We start from the raw sequence: 18,153 nt of genomic DNA, 5'->3' as shown, positions 1-18,153 counted from the left end.
GCTAGTTGTCGGTCGCCGGTACGGCGTCACGCCAGACGCTGATGTCCAGGGTGACGTACCGGCTGGCACTGCTGCTCGGCGACTGGCCCTCGAACGTCACGAGGGCAACGATGCCGCTCTCGGTGAACGCGCACAGCTGTCTGCCCTTGGAGAACCGGCTCACCGCGACCTCCTGGGGCAGGTAGCGGGTGTCCTGCTTGCAGGCGTCCAGTGAGCCCTTCACGCCCTGGTCGAGCAGGACGAGTTTGGTGTTGTAGGAGCCGAAGTCGCAGCCGTTGATCATGTCGCAGAGGAAGTACAGGTCGTCGTAGTTGGACTCGTGCGGCACCAGGGGCTGGTCACTGAACTCGAGGTGGAAGCCGTCGCTCAGGTTGAAGTTCTTGTAGACGGTGGGTTTGGGCGCCCTGGGCTTGGGCGTACCACCGGCCTTCGCGCCGCCCGTGGACTGTGCAGCGGAGGTCTTTCCGCCGGAGGCGGCCGCGCCGCCGTCTCCCTTCGCGTCGTCGCCCTTGCCGAGGTAGCCGATGACGGCGGCCACGAGCACGAAGGCTCCTACGACACAGCCGACGACGACCCCGGTCCGGCGGCGCTGGGCGGGCCCTCCGACGCCCGGGTGCGGGGCCACGGGGTACCCCCCGTACCCCCCGGTCACCGGCTGGAAGGGCTGGGCGGGTGAATAGGGCTGAGCGGGTGAATAGGGCTGAGCGGGCCCGGTGGGCTGGATGGGCCCGGTGGGCTGTGTGGGTTGCACCGGCTGGGCGGTCTGCGTCGGCGCGTAAGAGGCGTGCGGGGGCTGCGGCACCGGAGCCTGCGGGGCTGGCGCACCGGGCACGACGGTCGGCTGGTGATGCGCGGCGGGCGTCCCGGACAGGGCCGTCGGCTGGTACTGAGCGGGTCCTCCGGACGCGGCCGTCGGCTGGTACTGAGCCGGTTCCCCGGCCGTCCCCTCCTGGGCCACCGGTGCCTGCTGGGCCGACGCGGGCGACGGCGCGTTGTAGCGGTCGGCGATGGCCGTGGTGACCGCGCCCGGCAGCCAGTCCTCGGGGCGGCGCAGCTGGGTGGCGTCGGAGGCGGCGCTGCACAGGGCGAGGACCTCGGCGAGCGAGGGGCGTGCGTCGGGGTCCTTGGCCAGACACCGCTGCACGAGTTCGGTGAGTTCGGCGGGCAGTCCGGTGAGGTCGGCCTCCTCGTGCACGATCCGGTAGAGCACCGCGTGCGAGGGGCCCTCTCCGTGCGCGGCCCTGCCGAGGGCCGCGAAGGCGGCGACCTGGCCGAGGGCGAACAGGTCGGAGCGGGGACCCACGGGCCGGCCGGCCGCCTGTTCGGGTGACATGAAGGCGGGGGTGCCGACCGTGACCCCGCTGCCGGTCAGCGCGGTGGTGTCGGCGGCGCGGGCGATGCCGAAGTCGATCACGCGCGGGCCGTCGGCGGCCAGCAGCACGTTGGACGGCTTCAGGTCGCGGTGCACGATGCCCGCGCCGTGCACGACCTGGAGGGCCTCGGCCACCCCGGCGGTGAGCAGCAGGACGGTGGAGGCGGGCAGCGGCCCGTGCTCGGCGACCGCGGCGGCGAGCGTGGGGCCGGAGACGTAGGCCGTGGCCAGCCAGGGGTGGGGGCCGTCGGTGTCGCTGTCGATGACCGGGGCCGTGTACAGGCCCTGCACTCGCTCGGCGGCGCGCACCTCCTGCGCGAACCGCCGCCGGAACTCGGGGTCCTCGGCGAACTCGGGCCGGATCACCTTGATGGCGACGGGGCGTCCGCCCGGCGTGTGGGAGAGGTAGACCTTGCCCATGCCTCCGGCGCCGAGCCGGGCGGCCAGACGATATCCGGCGATCTGCCGCGGATCGTCCTCCGCCAGCGGCTGGAAGGCTCCCTCGGGCGTGCCCGTGCCGTTCATCGATCCCCCCGTGTCGTGCAACTCGTCCGCAGTGCGGCTCGGCGCCGGAGGCCCAGCCACGCATCCGTTGCCGCGTGGTCCGCAGGGCGACGGCCCCACGGGTCCGCCCGCGTGCACCGGGCGGACACGGTATCAACTCCGAGGCCCTGTAACCCCTCGGCAGGGGTTACAGGGCCTCGGTATATCAAGAGCCCGGACCGCTCACAACAGCCCCGAGAGGCCTTCGACTCCGAGCGCCAGGAGCGCCGCTACGGCCACCAGCGTCACCAGCGAACCGGCCCACGCGGCGGACTGCCGCTCGCTCACCGGCGCTGGGTCCGCCTGCCCCGGGGCCTCCCGGCGCAGGCGCTCCAGCTCGTCCTTCACCTGGTCGTGGCGGCCCAGCGTCGGCCAGACGCTGAACGCCTCGAGGCAGATGTGAGTGCCGTCGGTGAGCACGACGCTCAGCCGACCGCTCTGCCCGTTCCAGTCGAACCTCTTCACCCGGCCCCAGGGGACGGTGTACTCGGTCCTCGCGTTCCGGACGACGATCCGCTCCCGGTCGCAGTCGACCGAGGGCCGGATCAGCGTCCGGTAGGCGAGGGAGCTCACCACGAGCAGCACCAGGAACACGGGAGCGAGCTGCCAGAACCCGGGGTCGGAGACCCGCGCCATCTCCAGCCCCGCGAACGCGGCGAGACAGGCCATGACGCAGGAGCCCACGACTCTGCGGTCGATCCAGTACCCGGTCACCACCGCATCACCCGCCCGAGGAGAAGAGACTGTTCCAGCCGGACTTGATCCAGCCGCCGGCCGCCTTGGCGCCCTGCCAGGTCTTCACTCCGGCGGTGGCGACGGCCCGGCCGACCTGCGCGTCCTCGATCACCTTAGCGCCGGTCAGGGTACCGAGGACGCCGGTGGTGCAGCTGCCCCAGTCCTTCTGCATGCAGGCGTCGATCGCCACGCCGGCGCTGAGCACCACGCCGATGCCGGTGTACACGGCAGCCGCGCCGCCCATGCAGACCGCGACTCCGGCGCCCGCCGTCTCGGCACCGGTGGCGGCCGAGCAGTACGCCCCGACCGCCAGGGCGGTGTATCCGGCGGCCGTCATGGCCTCCGTCGTGTCGTCGTCGAAGATGCCGCCGTCGTCCTCGTCCTCCTTGGCCTTCTTCGCGGCCGCCTTGGCCTTCGCGAGATCCACCAGGCTGTGTTTGGCCTCGGTGATGCAGCTCTTGATCGTGTCGCCGCCCTTCCAGCAGCCCCAGAACTGCTCGACGACCTTCCGCTGCCCGGGATCGTCGAGGCCCTGCCGCCAGGCCTGGTACTGGCCCTGGTTCAGGTACACGGTGCCGTTGTAGCCGAGGTTCTTGTGCAGCCACTGGTACTGCTTCTTGGTGACCGCCGGCTTCTTCGTGTATTTGCTGCCCTTGATCGAGCAGTCGCCGATCGCACAGCCCCTGTGGTAGTCCGAGGTGCCCGTCTTCGGGTCGTAGCCGACCTGGTCCCACGTCTCCTGGTCGCACAGGGAGATGTCGTACATGCACGTGCCCTGCGTGCCGGGCGGGTCCATGCCCGACGGGTCGCTGAAGTTGACCGGGTTGTTCAGCGAGTACGTGTACGCGTTGAGCGACTGCGGCGAGTACGGGTGGCTCACCGGGTCGGCCGACAGGAACCGGCCGAGCGCCGGGTCGTACATCCGCGCGCCGAGGATGGACAGGCCCGTGGAGTCGTCCTCGGGCTTGCCGAGGAAGCCGCGGTCCGTCGAGGACGGCAGTGCGTCGGCCGTGGAGCGCGGGGCGCCGAACGGGGTGTAGCGGCGCCGGGTCACCGTGCCGCCCACCGCGGCGATCATCAGCTGGGTGGAGGACTGGGCGTCGCTGAACAGCCAGGTCAGGACGCCGTTGCCGCCATTGGCGGTGCGCATCGCCACCGTCGCGCCGTCAGCCGTGTAGTAGCGGGTGGCCAGCACCGACGGCCCGCTCTTACGGACCTCGTGGCCCTCCAGGTACAGCACCGACTCCGTCGGCGACTTGCGTACCAGCACGTTGCCGTCGGGACCGTAGACGTAGTCGGTCGTGTTCGTGCCTGTCTTGACGGAGGTCACGCGGTGCGTCGGCGACCAGGTGAGGTCGGACTTGACGCCGTCGACGGTGCGGGACTTCAGCTGGCCCACGCTGTCGTAGGAGTAGGTGTCCGTGCCGGTCGGCTTGACGATGCTCGCCACCCCGTGCGGCTGAGCCGCGCCCGGCGTGTAGCTCTGCTGGTCGGCCGAGTAGCCGGGGTAGACATAGTCGCGCACGGTCGAGCCGCTCGCCGTGGTGCGGGTCTCCTTCTGCAGGTTACCGATGCCGTCATAGGTGTATGCCAGCTGGTACGGGTCGTTGGCGCTGGTCAGGTCCGGCACGATGGGCCCTTCACAGCTGGCCATCGCGGTGGTCCACGCCTGGGTGAGCCGGTTCAGCTCGTCGTACGTGAAGCACTCGTTCTGCTGCGTCAGGTTGTCGGTGGTCTTGGTGATCTGGCCGCCGGCGTCCCGGGTGAAGGTGTCGTTCTGAACCGTGCTGGTCGCGCCTGCCTTGGTCCGCGTGGTGGTGATGTTCTGCAGCCAGCCGCTTCCGTCGGCGTCCTCGTAGCCGTAGGAACGGCGCGCCGTGTAGGGGGTGTTGGTGGTGTCCGACGTGCTGCCGTAGTTCCGGCCCACCAGCCGGCCCAGGTCGTCGTAGTCCGTGGCGTCGACGTAGGTCGCCAGCGGGCTGCTCAGCTTGTAGAACCGACCGAGGCCGTCGTAGCTGGACGTGACCGTCTCGGCGGGCAGACCGCCGATGGGCGGGTAGTCGACCGCGGTCAGCTTGTCCGCGGTGTTGTAGTGATAGCCGAACTTGTAACTGCCGCCCAGCCCCGCGGCGTCGCCCGCGTCGGGGATGGTCGTCGTGCTGCTCTGCGGCCGACCGTCGGCGTCGTAGCTGTCCACGGCATGTGCGAAGGCGTTGCCCGCACTGTCGTAGGACGTGGCGGAGGCCAGCTGGCCCCTGCCGCCGGGTGCGGTGTCGTACTTGTTCTCACTGAGCAGCGTGCTGCCCTGCTTGACCGTGGTGGCCCGGCCGAGGTTGTCGTAGCCGTAGGTCAGCACCGTGCCGTTGGCGTCGGTGGTGGTGTCGGTCAGGCCGAGCTTGTTGTACGTGGTGGACGAGTTGCCCGTGTCGGGATCATTGCTGGTCATGCGCTGACCGAGCCAGTTGTAGGTGTAGCTGGTCACGTTGCCCTTGGCGTCCGTGATCTTCGACAGCTGGCCGGAACGGGTGTACTCGTACTTCGTGTGGTACGTCGACGGGCCGAACTCCACGACCTCGGTGACCTGTCCGAACACGTCGTAGTAGGTGTTCGTGCGCTCGCCGGAGGGCGGCACCGTGGTGGTGTAGTCGCCGTTGTAGTTGGTCTTCTCCTGCTGCTGCAGCTGGGGATCGCCGTTGACGAGGGTCCGCGACTCGTAGGTGCGGCCCGCGTAGTCGATCAGCAGGTCGGTGTACGACGGAATGGTGTCGACCGTCGGGAGCACCATCCCGGAACCCGCCGCCTGGTCGGTGTGGAAGGCGGAGGAGACGCCAGTGATGTCGCCGGACGTGTCGTAGCGGGTCGAGGTCACGGTCGCGCCGCCGGAGGTGGCGGGCGTCTGCAGTTCACGCACCCGGCCCAGGCCGTCGGCGTACGAGTAGGCCGGGACGTAGAACGAACTGCCCATGAGCATCTTGGTGGTGGTGAGCGGCGGCCCGTTGGCGAGCGTGGGCACACCCTCGGGGTTGGTCCAGGTGGGGATCGTGTAGTCGAACGTCATCGACGCGTTGCCGTCGGGATAGTTCGCGATCTCCGTGGGCTTGAAGACCTGCGAGATGCGGCCCACGGAGTCATCCACGATGCGGGTCGTGTTTCCGTTCGGGTCGACGATCTTGTAGGGGTTGCCCCACAGCCGCGAGTACCAGGTGGTGGTGGTCAGCGGGGTGCCCGAGCCGCCGTCGTCCGGGTCGGGGCTGCTGACGGTGACGCCGTCGGTGGGCCAGGATGCGTTCGGCGAGTTGTACGTCGTCGTGCTGATCTTGCCGTTGGCGTCCTTGGTGGTCTTCACCCGGCCGGCTTCGTCGTACGTGTAGTCCGTCTCGCGTGCGGTGGAGGCGTCCGCGTACCCCAGGACCTTGGTCGCGTTGCCGTCGGTGGGCACGTTGCCCGCCACATCGGTGGCGCCGTCGTACAACGTCACCTCATAACCGTCCTGCTTGCTCTGCAGTGCCTGGTCGGCGCAGTCCGCGGCGTAGTGCTTGGTCTCGTCGGGCAGCACCATCCAGCGCTGGATCGACGTGCCGGGGAAGAGGGCGCTGGTGTTGTAGGCGCGGCCGTAGGTCGTGCACCGGTTGTCGTCGGTGTTGATCTGACCCCAGTCGTTCGTACGCATCGGCAGGCCGTACTTCGTGCTGGCCGCCTGGTCGTTGTCGTACTGGTCCTCGACGACCCGCTCCCGCCACAGGCCGCCGGAGACCAGTTCGTCGGTGGTTGTCTTGGCGTCGCGTACGAACCGGGCGTCGGGCAGGCCCGCGTACTGGGCGGTGTCCCACACCCAGTAGGTGTGGAAGACGCGCTGGTGCGACTGGCCGGACCCGTCGCGCTGGCTGCTCTCGATCACCTTGCCGTTCAGCCAGGCGCTGTCGGGGTACGGGTTGCCCTGGCCGTCGGTGACGCTGACGCTGCGCGTCTGCGAGGGGTTGTCCTTCGACGTGCGGTCGCCGTCCATGCCGCGGTAGAGCCAGTAGTAGGTGGAGGCGGCGTTGGCCTTGGTGCCGGAGTGGATCTCGACCTGCTGGTAGCCGCGCCAGTCGGTCCACGACTCCTTGTCGTCAGGCGTGAGCGGGTCGTTCGGGTAGGCCCAGGCGGGCTTGCCGTTGTAGTCGTACGTGGTGGTCATGACCGGGTCGCCGTCGTCGCTTGCGCCCTTGCCCACGCCCGGGTCCACATCGACCTGCTTGACCAGGTACTTCTTGAACCAGCCCGAGTGCTCGGTGGTGTCGTTCTCCGGTGTCCAGCTCTGCTTGAAGCAGTCCATGTCGTTGTTGGACTCGCTGGGCAGGTTGGTGGAGTCGCAGGCGTTGGCGAAGCCGTAGGTGACGTTGACGAACGAGCCCAGGTCTCCGTGCACCTGGTTGACCCGGCGGAAGTTCAGGATCGAGCTGCCGATCTGGTTGTCCAGCCACTCGCCGTTGAAGTTGATCGTCGGCAGAGTGATGTCGGGGCCGTCGCCGTAGCCCTTGCGCTGCACGTAGTCCAGCCAAAGCTGGTTGCCGATGCTGCCGGAGGGGTCCGGCAGCCCGTACTTCATCTGGTACTGCATCGCCGGATCCCACGTCATCTGCGACTGCACCGTGTTGGTGTCGCTGCCGCGCACGTAGGTCTTGATGTCCCACAGCATGTCGGTGGAGAAGAACGTCGGTGAGGCCGTCTGCCCGGTGATCGACTTGCAGTCGTCACCCGTGTTGCACATCAGGTCCGTCGGCACGTCCGGGTACGAGGACGGCTTGGTCCATATCGAGGGGCAGGCACCGGGGTCATGGGCCAGCGGGTCGTCGGTCATCCGCTCCACGCAGCGGCCGACGTGGGTGAGCTCGACCTTGGCGGGCAACTGGGCGCCGGGAAGCTGTGAGGCCCAGCCGTACTCTATGCGCACCAGGTAGGAGGAGGCGTCGTAGTCGCGGGCCTTGTCGGTGTTGATCCACGAGCGGTAGCGGTTCGCCTGCTTCTCGTAGAAGTACGTCGACTCCACCTCGTTGGCGTCGACGACCCGGTCGAGGTTCCAGCGCCAGGCCTGGTCGCACGGCTCGGGGAACTGGGCGTGGCAGGGCTCGCCCGTGTCGTTGCCCGCGACCGGCACGGTGAGCACGGAGTGGGTGTACACGTCCGAGTTGTTCTGGACCTTGTCGCGCTCGCTGCGGCCCCAGCCGAAGTAGTAGCGGGTGCCGTCCTGGGCGGAGATCACCCAGAACTCGTCGTCGGCGCCGTGTCCGCCGGTCAGGTGCTGCACCCGCCAGCCCGGGTCGTCCTGGAGGTGGTACCAGCCGGTGCCGTCGTTGTCCTGCACCAGGGTCGAGCTGTGGCCGTTGAGGTTGATCGTGTAGATCGCGCCGTCCGGCTCCGTCGTCGAGTTGGGCGAGTCCCAGCACAGGTCGCCGACCGTGGGGATGCCGTCGGAGGCGCAGGGGCGGTAACGGCGCTCGATGAACCCGGCGCTCATGTCCCAGCCGAGGCCCTCCTGGCCCGCCTGGGTGTTCTCCGCCGAGGTCAGCGCGTCGACCGACTGCGAGTTGTAGGTCAGGGACAGGCTCGGTGCGCTGCCCGTCGGCGGCGCGGGCACCTGGATCGGCAGGGAGTACGTGAACGCGCCCGAGCCCTGCGAGACGTTCCACGACCCGGACGGGCGCAGCGGCGTCGCCCGGTAGTCGCCGGCGTCCGAGGAGGAGCCGGCTGCCACCACGTAGGTGCTCGCCGTGTCCGCGGACTGCGCGGAGAGCATCAGCGGGGTGTTCGTCGCAGAGCCCGGGGTGTTCTGCGTCGTGCCGGAGGCGTCGCCGCCGACCGGCACCGTGGCGGTGAGAGTGCCCTTGGCCGGGTCGTTCTTCGCCGCCACGAACTGCGGCTTGCCCGGCTTGCAGTCCTTCGGCCGCGGTGACTCGACGGCGCACGCGGGCACCTTCATCAGCCGAAGCCGCGCACCGAAGTCGCCGCCGTGGGCGTGCTGGAAGCCGGAGTAGTCCAGCGAGACCTGCACCTTGCCCGCGGTGGCGACCTTGTCGGTACGGGTCAGCTGCACACCCAGCCCCACGCCGCCCGCCCGGGCGGCCGCGGACTTGTCCAGGACATGTACGTCCACGCCGGCCGGCGCGGGCGCCAGCCCGACCCAGTCCAGTGCCTTGGCCGGCGCCGGAGCGACGGCGACCACGGCATCCTTGCCCGCCGCGCGTTCGTCGACGACCGTGCCGGAAGGTGTGATCGCCCGGGCCTCGCCCGCTTTGCGGCCGGTCAGGTCCACGACCGCGTGCGCGGCCTTCGGCCACACCACCTTGGCGGGCTTGACCGGGGTCGGGTCGGCCCGGTCTTTCGCCACGGGAGCAGCGTGCTGCGCATGCACCGTCTGCGTGTGCTTGGGCGCCGGGGCCGCGAGCGCCGCCGCGACTGCCGGCGCCGGGCCGGACAGCATCGTCAGCACGAGCGCGCCTGTCGCGGTCGCCGTCACGGTGCGCGCGCGCACCACACCCGAGAACCTCACGAAGTGTCTCCCCACCCAACTGCCCCGCCGGCGCCACCGGCCCTGCGTGCGTCAGACGCTGGCTGTGCCACCGTGACAGTGATCAGGTCGCGGCAGCGACCGAGAGGCAGTGACCAAGTAGCCAGGGGCAGCGGGACAGTAATGGCCGCCCGGTCCGCGCGGATAGCTCGGAGAAACCGGTCAAGTGGAACGCAACAATCCAACTGCCGCTCAAGTTCACCGTGACCTTCGTCACAATTAACCTGGAGTTTCAATCCCTGGCAAATTCCGGGGGGTTGGGTCTGGCGCCGGGGATCACCGGGGTGCTTCAATCCCCCGATTTCACTGGATCTTCCGGAGGGGCGGCCCCGCCATGAACGCCGAGATGCGCGAACCGAGCCGACGGCAGCTGCTGAAGTGGGGCGGCGGCCTCGTCGGCGTCGGCGCGTTCGGCTCTGTGATGCTGACGTCCTCCTCGGCGAGCGCCGCCGCCGTCACCTCCTCCAAGCACTTCGACCTGACCGCCGCCTCCACCATGTTCCTGCGGGAGATCGACCTGCAGGAGACCCGGGTGCTGCAGTCCTTCGCCTTCGACAACACCAACAAGCACCTGTACACGGCGCAGTTGGTGCAGGGCGGTCGCGAGCTGCCCGGAGAGACGCAGTTCTACGACGGCGCCGCGCGCGCCGCGCAGGGCGACCTGTGCATCACCCGGCTCGACTGGGACGGCAACGAGATCGGGCGCATGTACCTGAAGGGCTTCGGGCACGGTGTCTCCATCGCCGTCGAGCCCTCGGGCAACAGCGCGTACCTGTGGACCGAGTGCGATGTCGACATGACGAAGAACCCGGACGGCTCCGGAAATCGCTACGGCACGAAGATCGCCCGGTTCAAGTTCGCCAACGGCGCCGTCCTCACGACCGCCTCCGCGGCGCTCACGAAGTACACCCCCGTCGCCGGCTCCACGAACACCACCGTGGCCATCGACCCGGCCAACAGCCGCATAGCCCACCGCTACAACCTCAACGGCACCTGGAAGTACGCCCTGTACGACCTCGCCACCTTCAAGTCCGGCGGCTCACCCCTGACCACGATCACCCAGGTCTCCGACCTGACCGGGGTCATCTTCCAGGGCTACACGACCTACGGCCAGTACCTGTACACGATCGACGGAACCGCGTACGGCAACCCCGGCAGCGTCGAGGGGACCGGCAACACGTACATCACCTGCGTCGACTGGAACACCGGGACGAAGGTGGACCGCCAGCTGACCAAGGCCGGCGTCAGCCTCTCCTACCGCGAGCCCGAGGGCCTGGCCATCCAGATCCCCGACACGTCCAACATGGCAGCCGTGCGGCTGCACATGGGCTTCGCGTCGGGCGCCGACGCCAGCGCGCCGAAGCAGGCCAGCCTCTACTACAAGGACGTGCTGATCTGACGCACGCCGTGGACTCCACCGGTGGGCTGTCGCCAACGCGCCCTAGATCAGCCCCGCCAACGCGCCCTAGGCCAGCCCCACCGCCGCCAGCCGGTGTACGTCCCTCGCCGTGCCCGTGACGCCCGAGAGGAAGCCCTGGGCGCGGGGGGAGGCGGTTTCGGTGAGCCAGCTGGGGTCGATGTCGCAGACCGCCACCCGAACCCCCGTACCTGCCAGGGCGAGGGGCAGGGTGTGCACGACCGTCGACGGGAAGCTGAGGACGGTGCGGCCGATGGGGCCCCGGCGGGCGATCAGTTCCAGGGGGAGGTCGGGGCGGACGATCTCCAGGCCCGTCTGGGCGGCCAGCCGGTGCAGCTTGTCCGTACTCTCGCGGCGGTGCGCGAAGTAGCGGGTGGCGCCGTGGGTCCTGGCCAGGTGGGCGACGGCTTCCAGGTAGCGGTCGCCGTCCACGACCCCGGTTTCCACCAGGGACGTGCCGACCATGTCGGCGCCCTTGGTGATGCGCGGCGGGCCGAAGCGGGCGCGGGTCCAGGCGAAGTCGTTGGCGGTGACCGTGACGCCCTCGGGGGTCTCCGTCACCGGCATGGAGGAGAAGACCTCGACGCGGCGGCGGGCGCTCGGGGTCAGCCGGCGGCGGGCCGAGGAGGAGACGGGGGCGAAGAGCAGGTCGCGGGCCCCGGGGCGGCCGCCCTTGCGGTGCCAGCGGACCAGGCGTTCGCCGCGGGCCAGTTGGGCGACGAACTCCATCGTCGCGGTGCCGTCGTCGACCACGACGAGGTCACGGGCCCGGGTGATGGTCAGCAGAAGTTGTACGTAGCGGGAGAAGGGGTCGCCCATGACGATGCGGTCGGCCCGGCGGAGCGAGCCCGCCAGGCCGCCGATCGTGTGGAAGGGCGCGGTCGTACCGCCCCGCGCCTCCTCCCAGCGCACCCGGTACCCCTCGTCCCGGGCCAGGTCGGCCATGCGGCGCAGCTGGCCCCGGGTCATGGGGTCGGTCGGGGACAGGACGACGACGGTGAGCTCCGCGTCGGCAGGGCGCCCGGCACCGGCCGGTATCCGCCGGGCCTGCGCGGGCACGGAGAGCCGGGCCGGCTCGGCGGCGCCGCGCAGGCCGTGCAGGTGCGCCCACTCCAGTACGTTCAGCAGCTGTACCGGGCTCTCCACGAAGGCGAGCGTGTGCGCGGGGTGGCCGGCCTGGCCGGCGCGGGGGCTCATCGTCGTACGACCGTCCCGTCGTAAGTGACCTGGAATCACACCGAGACCGGCTCGCCCGCCGCCGCGGCGATCTCCGCCTCGGCGACGACGCCGGCGACGCGGCGCAGCTTCTTCATCGGGCCGAGCTCCGAGTCGTAGACCTTCTTGACGCCGTCACCGAGGGAGGCCTCGATGGTGCGGATGTCGCGCACCAGGCGCTGCAGGCCACCCGGCTCGACGGAGGCGGCCTGGTCGGAGCCCCACATGGCGCGGTCGAGGGTGATGTGGCGCTCGACGAAGGTGGCACCCAGGGCGACGGCGGCCAGCGTGGTCTGCAGGCCCGTCTCGTGGCCGGAGTAGCCGATCGGGACGTTCGGGAACTCCTTCTCCAGCGTGTTGATCACGCGGAGGTTCAGCTCGTCGGCCTTCGCGGGGTACGTCGACGTGGCGTGGCACATCAGGATGTTGTCCGAGCCGAGGACCTCGACCGCGTGGCGGATCTGCTTCGGCGTCGACATGCCGGTGGAGAGGATGACGGCGCGGCCGGTGGCGCGCAGGGCGCGGAGCAGCTCGTCGTCGGTCAGGGAGGCGGAGGCCACCTTGTGGGCGGGGACGTCGAACTTCTCCAGGAAGGCGACGGCCTCGGTGTCCCACGGGGAGGCGAACCAGTCGATCCCCTTCTCCTTGCAGTACTCGTCGATCTGGCGGTACTCGTCCTCACCGAACTCCACGCGGTGGCGGTAGTCGATGTAGGTCATCCGGCCCCAGGGGGTGTCGCGCTCGATGTCCCACTGGTCGCGCGGGGTGCAGATCTCCGGGGTGCGCTTCTGGAACTTGACGGCGTCGCAGCCGGCCTCGGCGGCCACGTCGATCAGCTTGAACGCGTTCTCCAGCTCACCGTTGTGGTTGATGCCGATCTCGCCGCAGATGTAGACGGGACGGCCCGGGCCGACCTCGCGGGAACCGAACGTGCGCAGACGGGAGTTGGTGCTCATCAGGGGGTGTCCTTACTTGGGGAGGGAATCGAGAGAGGGGCCGAGGATCCAGCTGGCGATCTCTCGGATCGCGCCGTCACCGCCGGGGAGGGTGGTGACCGCGCGTGCGGCGCCGCGTACGACGTCGTGGGCGCTCGCGACCGCGACGGGCCAGCCGACGAGGGCGAAGCACGGCAGGTCGTTGACGTCGTTGCCCACGTAGAGCACGCGCTCCGGCGCGATGCCCTGCTCCTCGCACCACTGCTTGAGGGCGAGGTCCTTGCGGTCGATGCCGTGCAGCACCGGGAGCTTGAGCTTCCGGGCGCGGGCGGCGACCACCGGGTTCTGTTCCGTGGACAGGATCAGCATCTTCAGCCCGCTCCTGCGCAGGGCGGCGATGCCGAGCCCGTCTCCGCGGTGCACGGAGACGAACTCCCGTCCGTCGGAGTCGATCAGCACCCGGTCGTCTGTCTGGGTGCCGTCGAAGTCGAGTACGACCGCGTCCACGTCGGCGGCGGTCGGCAGCGCACCGGGGCGGTCCGCGTCGAACAGCGGAGCCAGCGCCCGGGCGCGGGCCAGGTCGTGCGGGTCGTCGATCTCCAGCACGCGGGCCGGGTCGGTGCGGACCAGCTCGGTGTGGCCGAAGAAGCGGTGCCGATGCTCGCGGAAGCCGGCCGCGTCCATCGCGTAGGCGGCGCCGGTCTCCAGGAAGTCCTGGGGGCGGTCCTGGCGGCGCGGGCGGTAGGACTTGTCGTGGTTGACGCCCACCCCGCCCGCGGCCTCCGCGCCGGCTCCGGCGTCGACGTCGGCCTCGCGCCAGACGAAGCCGTGGAAGGGGGCCACCGTCACCGCGGTGTCCGCGCCGTTCTCCACGACCGCGCCGGCCACCCCGTCGATGTCCTCGCGGACGATGAACGGGCTGGTGCACTGGACGAGGAGGACCACGTCGACCGCCGCGCCGTGCAGCGCCTCGTGGGTGTCCATGGCGTGCAGGACCGCGGCCTCGGAGGTCGCCGTGTCCCCGGCGATGGCGGCGGGCCGCAGCACGACCTCGGCGCCGGCCTCCCGGGCGGCGGCGGCGATGGCCTGGTCGTCGGTGGAGACGACGACGTCGGTCACCAGCCGGGTGGCCCGGCACTCGCGGACCGCGCGGGCCACCAGCGGGATGCCGCCGACGGGCGCGAGGTTCTTGGCGGGTACGCCCTTGGAGCCGCCGCGCGCGGGGATCACCGCGAGCACCCGGCGCATCGAGGCGCCCGGGCCCGCTTCCGAGTGGGACATGGGCTCTTCTCCTTGAGGTGGGATCCGGTCGCTCACAGCTCCCCCATGCGTCGGATCACGGGGGCCACGCGCTGCACGCCGTGGCGGTAGGCGCCGCGCGCGGCCCGGCGCACGATCTGGCGGACCGGTCCCGGCTCCTTGTCGGTGGCGGGTGCGCCGGGCAGCGGGGCGCCGTCGGGGCCGAGGTGGTGACGGGCGAGGATGCCGGGCAGGTAGCCGGGCGCGGTCTCGGTCGTGTAGTAGGGGTTCAGGGGCGGCAGGCCGCCGGGGCGGTCCAGCAGCTTCGCGATGCGCTCGCGGGCCGCGTCGAAGGCGGTGGCGTACGAGCCGTCGGCGGCGACGCCCTGCCGGGCCACCCACTCCTCGTTCGGCGCCGGGCGGTGGCCGGCGTCGAGCTGGTCCCAGGAGGCGAGGCACCCGGAGCCGGTGAAGTGGTGGTTGCCGAGCACCTCGCGCACCCCGAGGTCGGTCAGGACGACCGTCGGGACGCGCCGGTGCAGGGCTTCGAGGGCGGCCGTGGAGCTGACCGTGACCAGCAGGTCGGTGCGGTCCAGCACCTCGCCCATGTGGCCGTACACCAGGCGGAAGTTGGCCGGCAGGTCCTTGCCCTGGACCAGCTTCTGGTACGGCAGCTCCTCGATGTGCGTGGTGTGTTCGCCGGGCTTGGAGCGCAGCTTCAGCAGCACCTCGCGCTCGGGGTGCTTACGGGCGTGCTCGATCAGCCGGCCCAGCAGGTACGTACGGTCCTTGCGGCTGTCCGGGACGGACGGCTGGGCCGCGAACACCACGGTGTACGGCTCGTGTTCACCGGTGTACGGCTCCCCGCCGAGGAACGGCAGCGCGACCTCGGTGACCGAGGAGGCGTCGGCGCCCACACCCTCGTACACGGCCCGGAAACGGTCCGCGTCGTGGGCGGAGTTGGCGAGGACGAGGTCCGCGCCGTGCCGCAGCAGCAGGCCGTCGGCGAGCTTCTCGTAGACGACACCGACGTAGCCGGTGACGACGACGGGACGCTTCCCGGAGCCCCAGGCGTTGCGCAGTCCGTGCAGCATCGCCTGCACCCCGCCGCCGACCAGCGCGAGGACGAGGATGTCGTACGACTCCTCGGTCATGGCGCGCAGGAACTCGATGCCGGTGACCTCGCGGAGGGAGTCCGCGCGGACGCCGACTTCCGCGAGCTGGCGGGCGGTGGGGGTGGCTCGTCCCCGCAGGAGGTAGCCGTCGAGCCGGAATCCGGCGCCCGAGGGGGCGACGCGCTGCGCGGTGAGCGCGCCCCACTTCCATCGGGTGTCGGAATCCGCGAGAACGGCGACCCGCAGGGACTTCGTTGCACTGGCTGGCACGTCGAAGACGCTAGGAAGGCATTCCGAGGAACCGCCCAACCCGAATGCAACAAACGGTTAACAGCACATCGCCGAATGGCGAATCGGGCCGCGATCGGGCGCGGAAAAATCCTGGTTCACAGCTTCGCCACGCGTCGTTCACCTGGTATCAAGGAAACGGTCAAGACGAATGACGGGCTGCCCCCTACCGTCCCTGACGTGGTCAAGCTCTCCGTCATCGTGCCGTTCTACAACGTGCAGCAATATGCGCCCGACACGCTCAGGAGCCTGAAGGCGAACGCGCGTGAGGACTTCGAATTCATTCTCGTCGACGACTGTTCCCGCGACGGGACACCAGACATTCTCGCGCGCGCGGAGCGCGAGCTGCCAGGCGCGGTCCTCGTCAGACACGAGGAGAACGGAGGGCTGGCGACGGCCCGCAACACCGGCATCGACCGGGCGCGCGGCGAGTACCTGACCTTCCTGGACGGCGACGACTGGCTCGCCCCCGGCTACTACACCGAGCTGGTCGACGCCATCGAGGCGCTGGGCTGCGACTTCCTGCGCACCGACCACGTCCAGTGCACGGCCCGGGCACGCACCGTGCACCGGGTGCCGGTCGGCCGGCGGAACGTCGTGCTGGATCCGCGCGCGGCGATCCTGCCCGCCCACCGCTCGACCTCGGTGGACTACGCGTACGCCTGGGCGGGCGTCTACCACCGCCGGCTGGTGGACAAGGGGCTGCTGCACTTCACCGACGGACTGCGCACGGCCGAGGACCGGCCGTGGATCTGGAAGCTGCACCGCGAGGCGGAGTCCTTCGCCGCGGTCAGCCTGCTCGGGGTGTTCTACCGGCGCGGAGTCGCCTCGTCCCTCACCCAGATCGGTGATGTGCGCCAGCTCGATTTCATTCGCGCGTTCGACCAGGTCATCGCGGAGGCCGCCGGGGACCAGGAGGCCGACGCCCTGCTGCCGAAGGCTGTCCGCACCTATTGCGCGATCATTTCCCATCACCTGGGATCCATCGAAAGGTTCGAGCCCGCGGTGGCGAAGAAACTGAAATCCATGAGTGCCGCCGCCCTGCGGCGCATGCCGCAGGACGTCCTGGACGAGGCGCTGGACTCCATGGACCTCCAGCGGGCCGGCAAGCTGCGCCGGCTGCGCCGCCGTCCCGCCGCCGCGGGAGCCGCCGCGTGACCACCCAGATCTTCCAGGCGTCGACGCTGTACGGCACGGCCACGCTCGCCGCCGCCCTGGACTCCGGCTGCTTCGACTCCGCCGACCGGCGTGTCCTGCTGGTCTGCAACAACGCCGCCACGCCCGAGACCACGCCCGCCCTGGACGAGATGCCCGGCTTCGAGCGGCTGCGCGACCGCTTCGACGACGTGATCTCGTACAACGAGACGATCTTCCCCTTCCACCCCGGCGGCTGGGCGCCCCGGGTGGAGGACATGCCGCTCTGGGAGCGGTATCTGCGCCACGAGTGGCGGCTGGGCGACGACGACGTGGCGCTGGCGGTCGAGTCGATCCAGGTCAACCCGTCGCTCTCGCTCACCCAGATCTTCACCGGCGCCCCGGTCACGGTCTACGCCGACGGCCTGATGAGCTACGGCCCCACCCGCAACAAGATCGACCCGCTGGTCGGCACACGGGTGGACCGCGTACTCCACCTGGACCTGGTGCCCGGCCTCAAGCCCCTGCTGCTCACCGAGTTCGGTGTGCCGGGCGAGGTCGTGCCGACCCCGGCGTTCACCAAGGTGCTGGCCGAACTGGCGCCCAGCGGGAACGAGTTGCCGGAGATCGACGAACCGGCCCTGCTGCTCGGCCAGTACCTCTCCGCGCTGGACATCCTCACCCCGGAGCAGGAGGAGCAGCTGCACGTCCGGATGCTGAAGGGCGCTGTCGAACTCGGTCACACCAAGGTCGTGTTCAAGCCGCACCCCTCCGCGCCGGCCCGGTTCGCCCGCACCCTGGAGCAGGAGGCCGAGAAGCTCGAGGTCGACCTCACCGTCCTGGACACCACGGTCCTCGCCGAGGTGCTGTACCAGAAGATGCGTCCCGCGCTGGTCGTCGGCTGTTTCTCCACCGCGCTGCTCACCGCGTCCGCGCTGTACGGCCTGCCGGTCGCCCGGATCGGCACCGACACGCTCCTGGACAGGCTCGCCCCGTACGAGAACAGCAACCGCGTCCCGGTCACGGTGGTCGACGCGCTGGTGCCCGCGCTGACGGACCCCAAGGCGGTCGAGGAACAGCGGCAGGGGATGAGCGTCGAGGCGCTCGGCGAGTTGATCCGCGCGGTGGGCTTCGCGATGCAGCCGAAAATCTACCCGGATCTGCGCAAGGAAGCCGAGCGGTACCTCGGCAAGCACTTCAACGACCGCACCAGCCGTTACTTCAAGCGCAAGCGCCTGACATCACTCGGGCTGCCCGGCGGCATCCCGCGGCGGCTGGCCTCCCTCCGCCGCAATGCGACGGCGCGCCGGATGGTCCGCCGGGCGCGGGCCCTGCGGAAGGCCGTCAAGCGGTAGGCCGTCACGCGCTGAGCAGCGGGCCCCGGCAGCCCCTTGTGGATTGGGTGTGAAAACCCTATGACCCACAAGGGGCTGCCTGCTTTCCGGATTCCCTTTTGTCCACCTGCGCCAACCCTGCGCCGCTCAGAGTTCACCTGTGATTCCTCACAGGTTCGAGTCCGTGCAGGACAAGGTCGTATTTCATTCACTCACATGAAGGATCGGGTGGGATCACAGTAAGAAACTGCGACCGCCCAGTGAGGATTGATTACGTCC

The 18,153-nt window shown here is 70.1% G+C and carries 10 protein-coding genes; 3 read left to right on the top strand and 7 right to left on the bottom strand.

From position 1 onward, the window contains the following. Window position 1: 1 nt before the first annotated feature. The 3 genes from ABZ865_RS12570 to ABZ865_RS12560 all read right to left on the bottom strand — a co-directional run bounded on the left by ABZ865_RS12570 (window position 2) and on the right by ABZ865_RS12560 (window position 9,179). On the bottom strand, window positions 2–1,897 hold the full coding sequence (locus ABZ865_RS12570) for a protein kinase (protein WP_361228086.1): 1,896 nt from the start codon (window positions 1,895–1,897) through the stop codon (window positions 2–4). Window positions 1,898–2,098: 201 nt separating this feature from the next. After that, on the bottom strand, window positions 2,099–2,629 hold the full coding sequence (locus ABZ865_RS12565) for a hypothetical protein (protein WP_361228083.1): 531 nt from the start codon (window positions 2,627–2,629) through the stop codon (window positions 2,099–2,101). A 7-nt stretch (window positions 2,630–2,636) separates the two neighbouring features. Next, window positions 2,637–9,179, bottom strand: coding sequence for an RHS repeat-associated core domain-containing protein (locus ABZ865_RS12560; protein ID WP_361228080.1), 6,543 nt, complete (start codon window positions 9,177–9,179; stop codon window positions 2,637–2,639). A 352-nt stretch (window positions 9,180–9,531) separates the two neighbouring features. On the opposite strand from ABZ865_RS12560, the gene ABZ865_RS12555 reads away from it, so the two are divergent. Beyond that, window positions 9,532–10,596: a Tat pathway signal sequence domain protein gene (locus tag ABZ865_RS12555; RefSeq protein ID WP_361228077.1), complete on the top strand. Its 1,065-nt coding sequence runs from the start codon at window positions 9,532–9,534 to the stop codon at window positions 10,594–10,596. A gap of 66 nt (window positions 10,597–10,662) precedes the next feature. Here the strand turns inward: ABZ865_RS12555 and ABZ865_RS12550 are convergent, their stop codons facing one another. From ABZ865_RS12550 to ABZ865_RS12535, 4 genes are read right to left on the bottom strand one after another with little or no spacing between them, the layout of a single operon-like run. Further along, entirely contained in the window at window positions 10,663–11,811 is a 1,149-nt protein-coding gene (locus tag ABZ865_RS12550; RefSeq protein WP_361228074.1) for a hypothetical protein, read from the bottom strand. Window positions 11,812–11,846: 35 nt separating this feature from the next. Continuing rightward, a complete protein-coding gene (locus ABZ865_RS12545; RefSeq protein WP_361228071.1) occupies window positions 11,847–12,785 on the bottom strand; it encodes an N-acetylneuraminate synthase family protein in 939 nt (312 codons plus the stop codon). A 12-nt stretch (window positions 12,786–12,797) separates the two neighbouring features. Then, window positions 12,798–14,045, bottom strand: coding sequence for an N-acylneuraminate cytidylyltransferase (locus tag ABZ865_RS12540; RefSeq protein ID WP_361228069.1), 1,248 nt, complete (start codon window positions 14,043–14,045; stop codon window positions 12,798–12,800). Window positions 14,046–14,077: 32 nt separating this feature from the next. Continuing rightward, window positions 14,078–15,388, bottom strand: coding sequence for a DUF6716 putative glycosyltransferase (locus ABZ865_RS12535; RefSeq protein WP_361228066.1), 1,311 nt, complete (start codon window positions 15,386–15,388; stop codon window positions 14,078–14,080). 198 nt (window positions 15,389–15,586) lie between these two features. Between ABZ865_RS12535 and ABZ865_RS12530 the strand changes: the two genes are divergently transcribed. Both ABZ865_RS12530 and ABZ865_RS12525 read left to right on the top strand, forming a co-directional pair. Further along, window positions 15,587–16,564: a glycosyltransferase family 2 protein gene (locus ABZ865_RS12530; RefSeq protein ID WP_361228064.1), complete on the top strand. Its 978-nt coding sequence runs from the start codon at window positions 15,587–15,589 to the stop codon at window positions 16,562–16,564. Then, window positions 16,561–17,895 carry an alpha-2,8-polysialyltransferase family protein gene (locus ABZ865_RS12525; RefSeq protein ID WP_361228062.1) on the top strand — a complete coding sequence of 445 codons (1,335 nt, stop codon included), beginning with the start codon at window positions 16,561–16,563 and terminating at the stop codon, window positions 17,893–17,895. The genes ABZ865_RS12530 and ABZ865_RS12525 overlap by 4 nt, the downstream gene beginning before the upstream one ends. Window positions 17,896–18,153 lie beyond the last annotated feature (258 nt).

The sequence above is a fragment of the Streptomyces sp. NPDC047085 genome (genome assembly GCF_040643735.1).
In the GTDB taxonomy this organism is placed as follows: domain Bacteria; phylum Actinomycetota; class Actinomycetes; order Streptomycetales; family Streptomycetaceae; genus Streptomyces.
The sequence above is the reverse complement of the archived record's forward strand: the minus strand, read 5'-3'. Positions and strand labels throughout refer to the sequence as shown.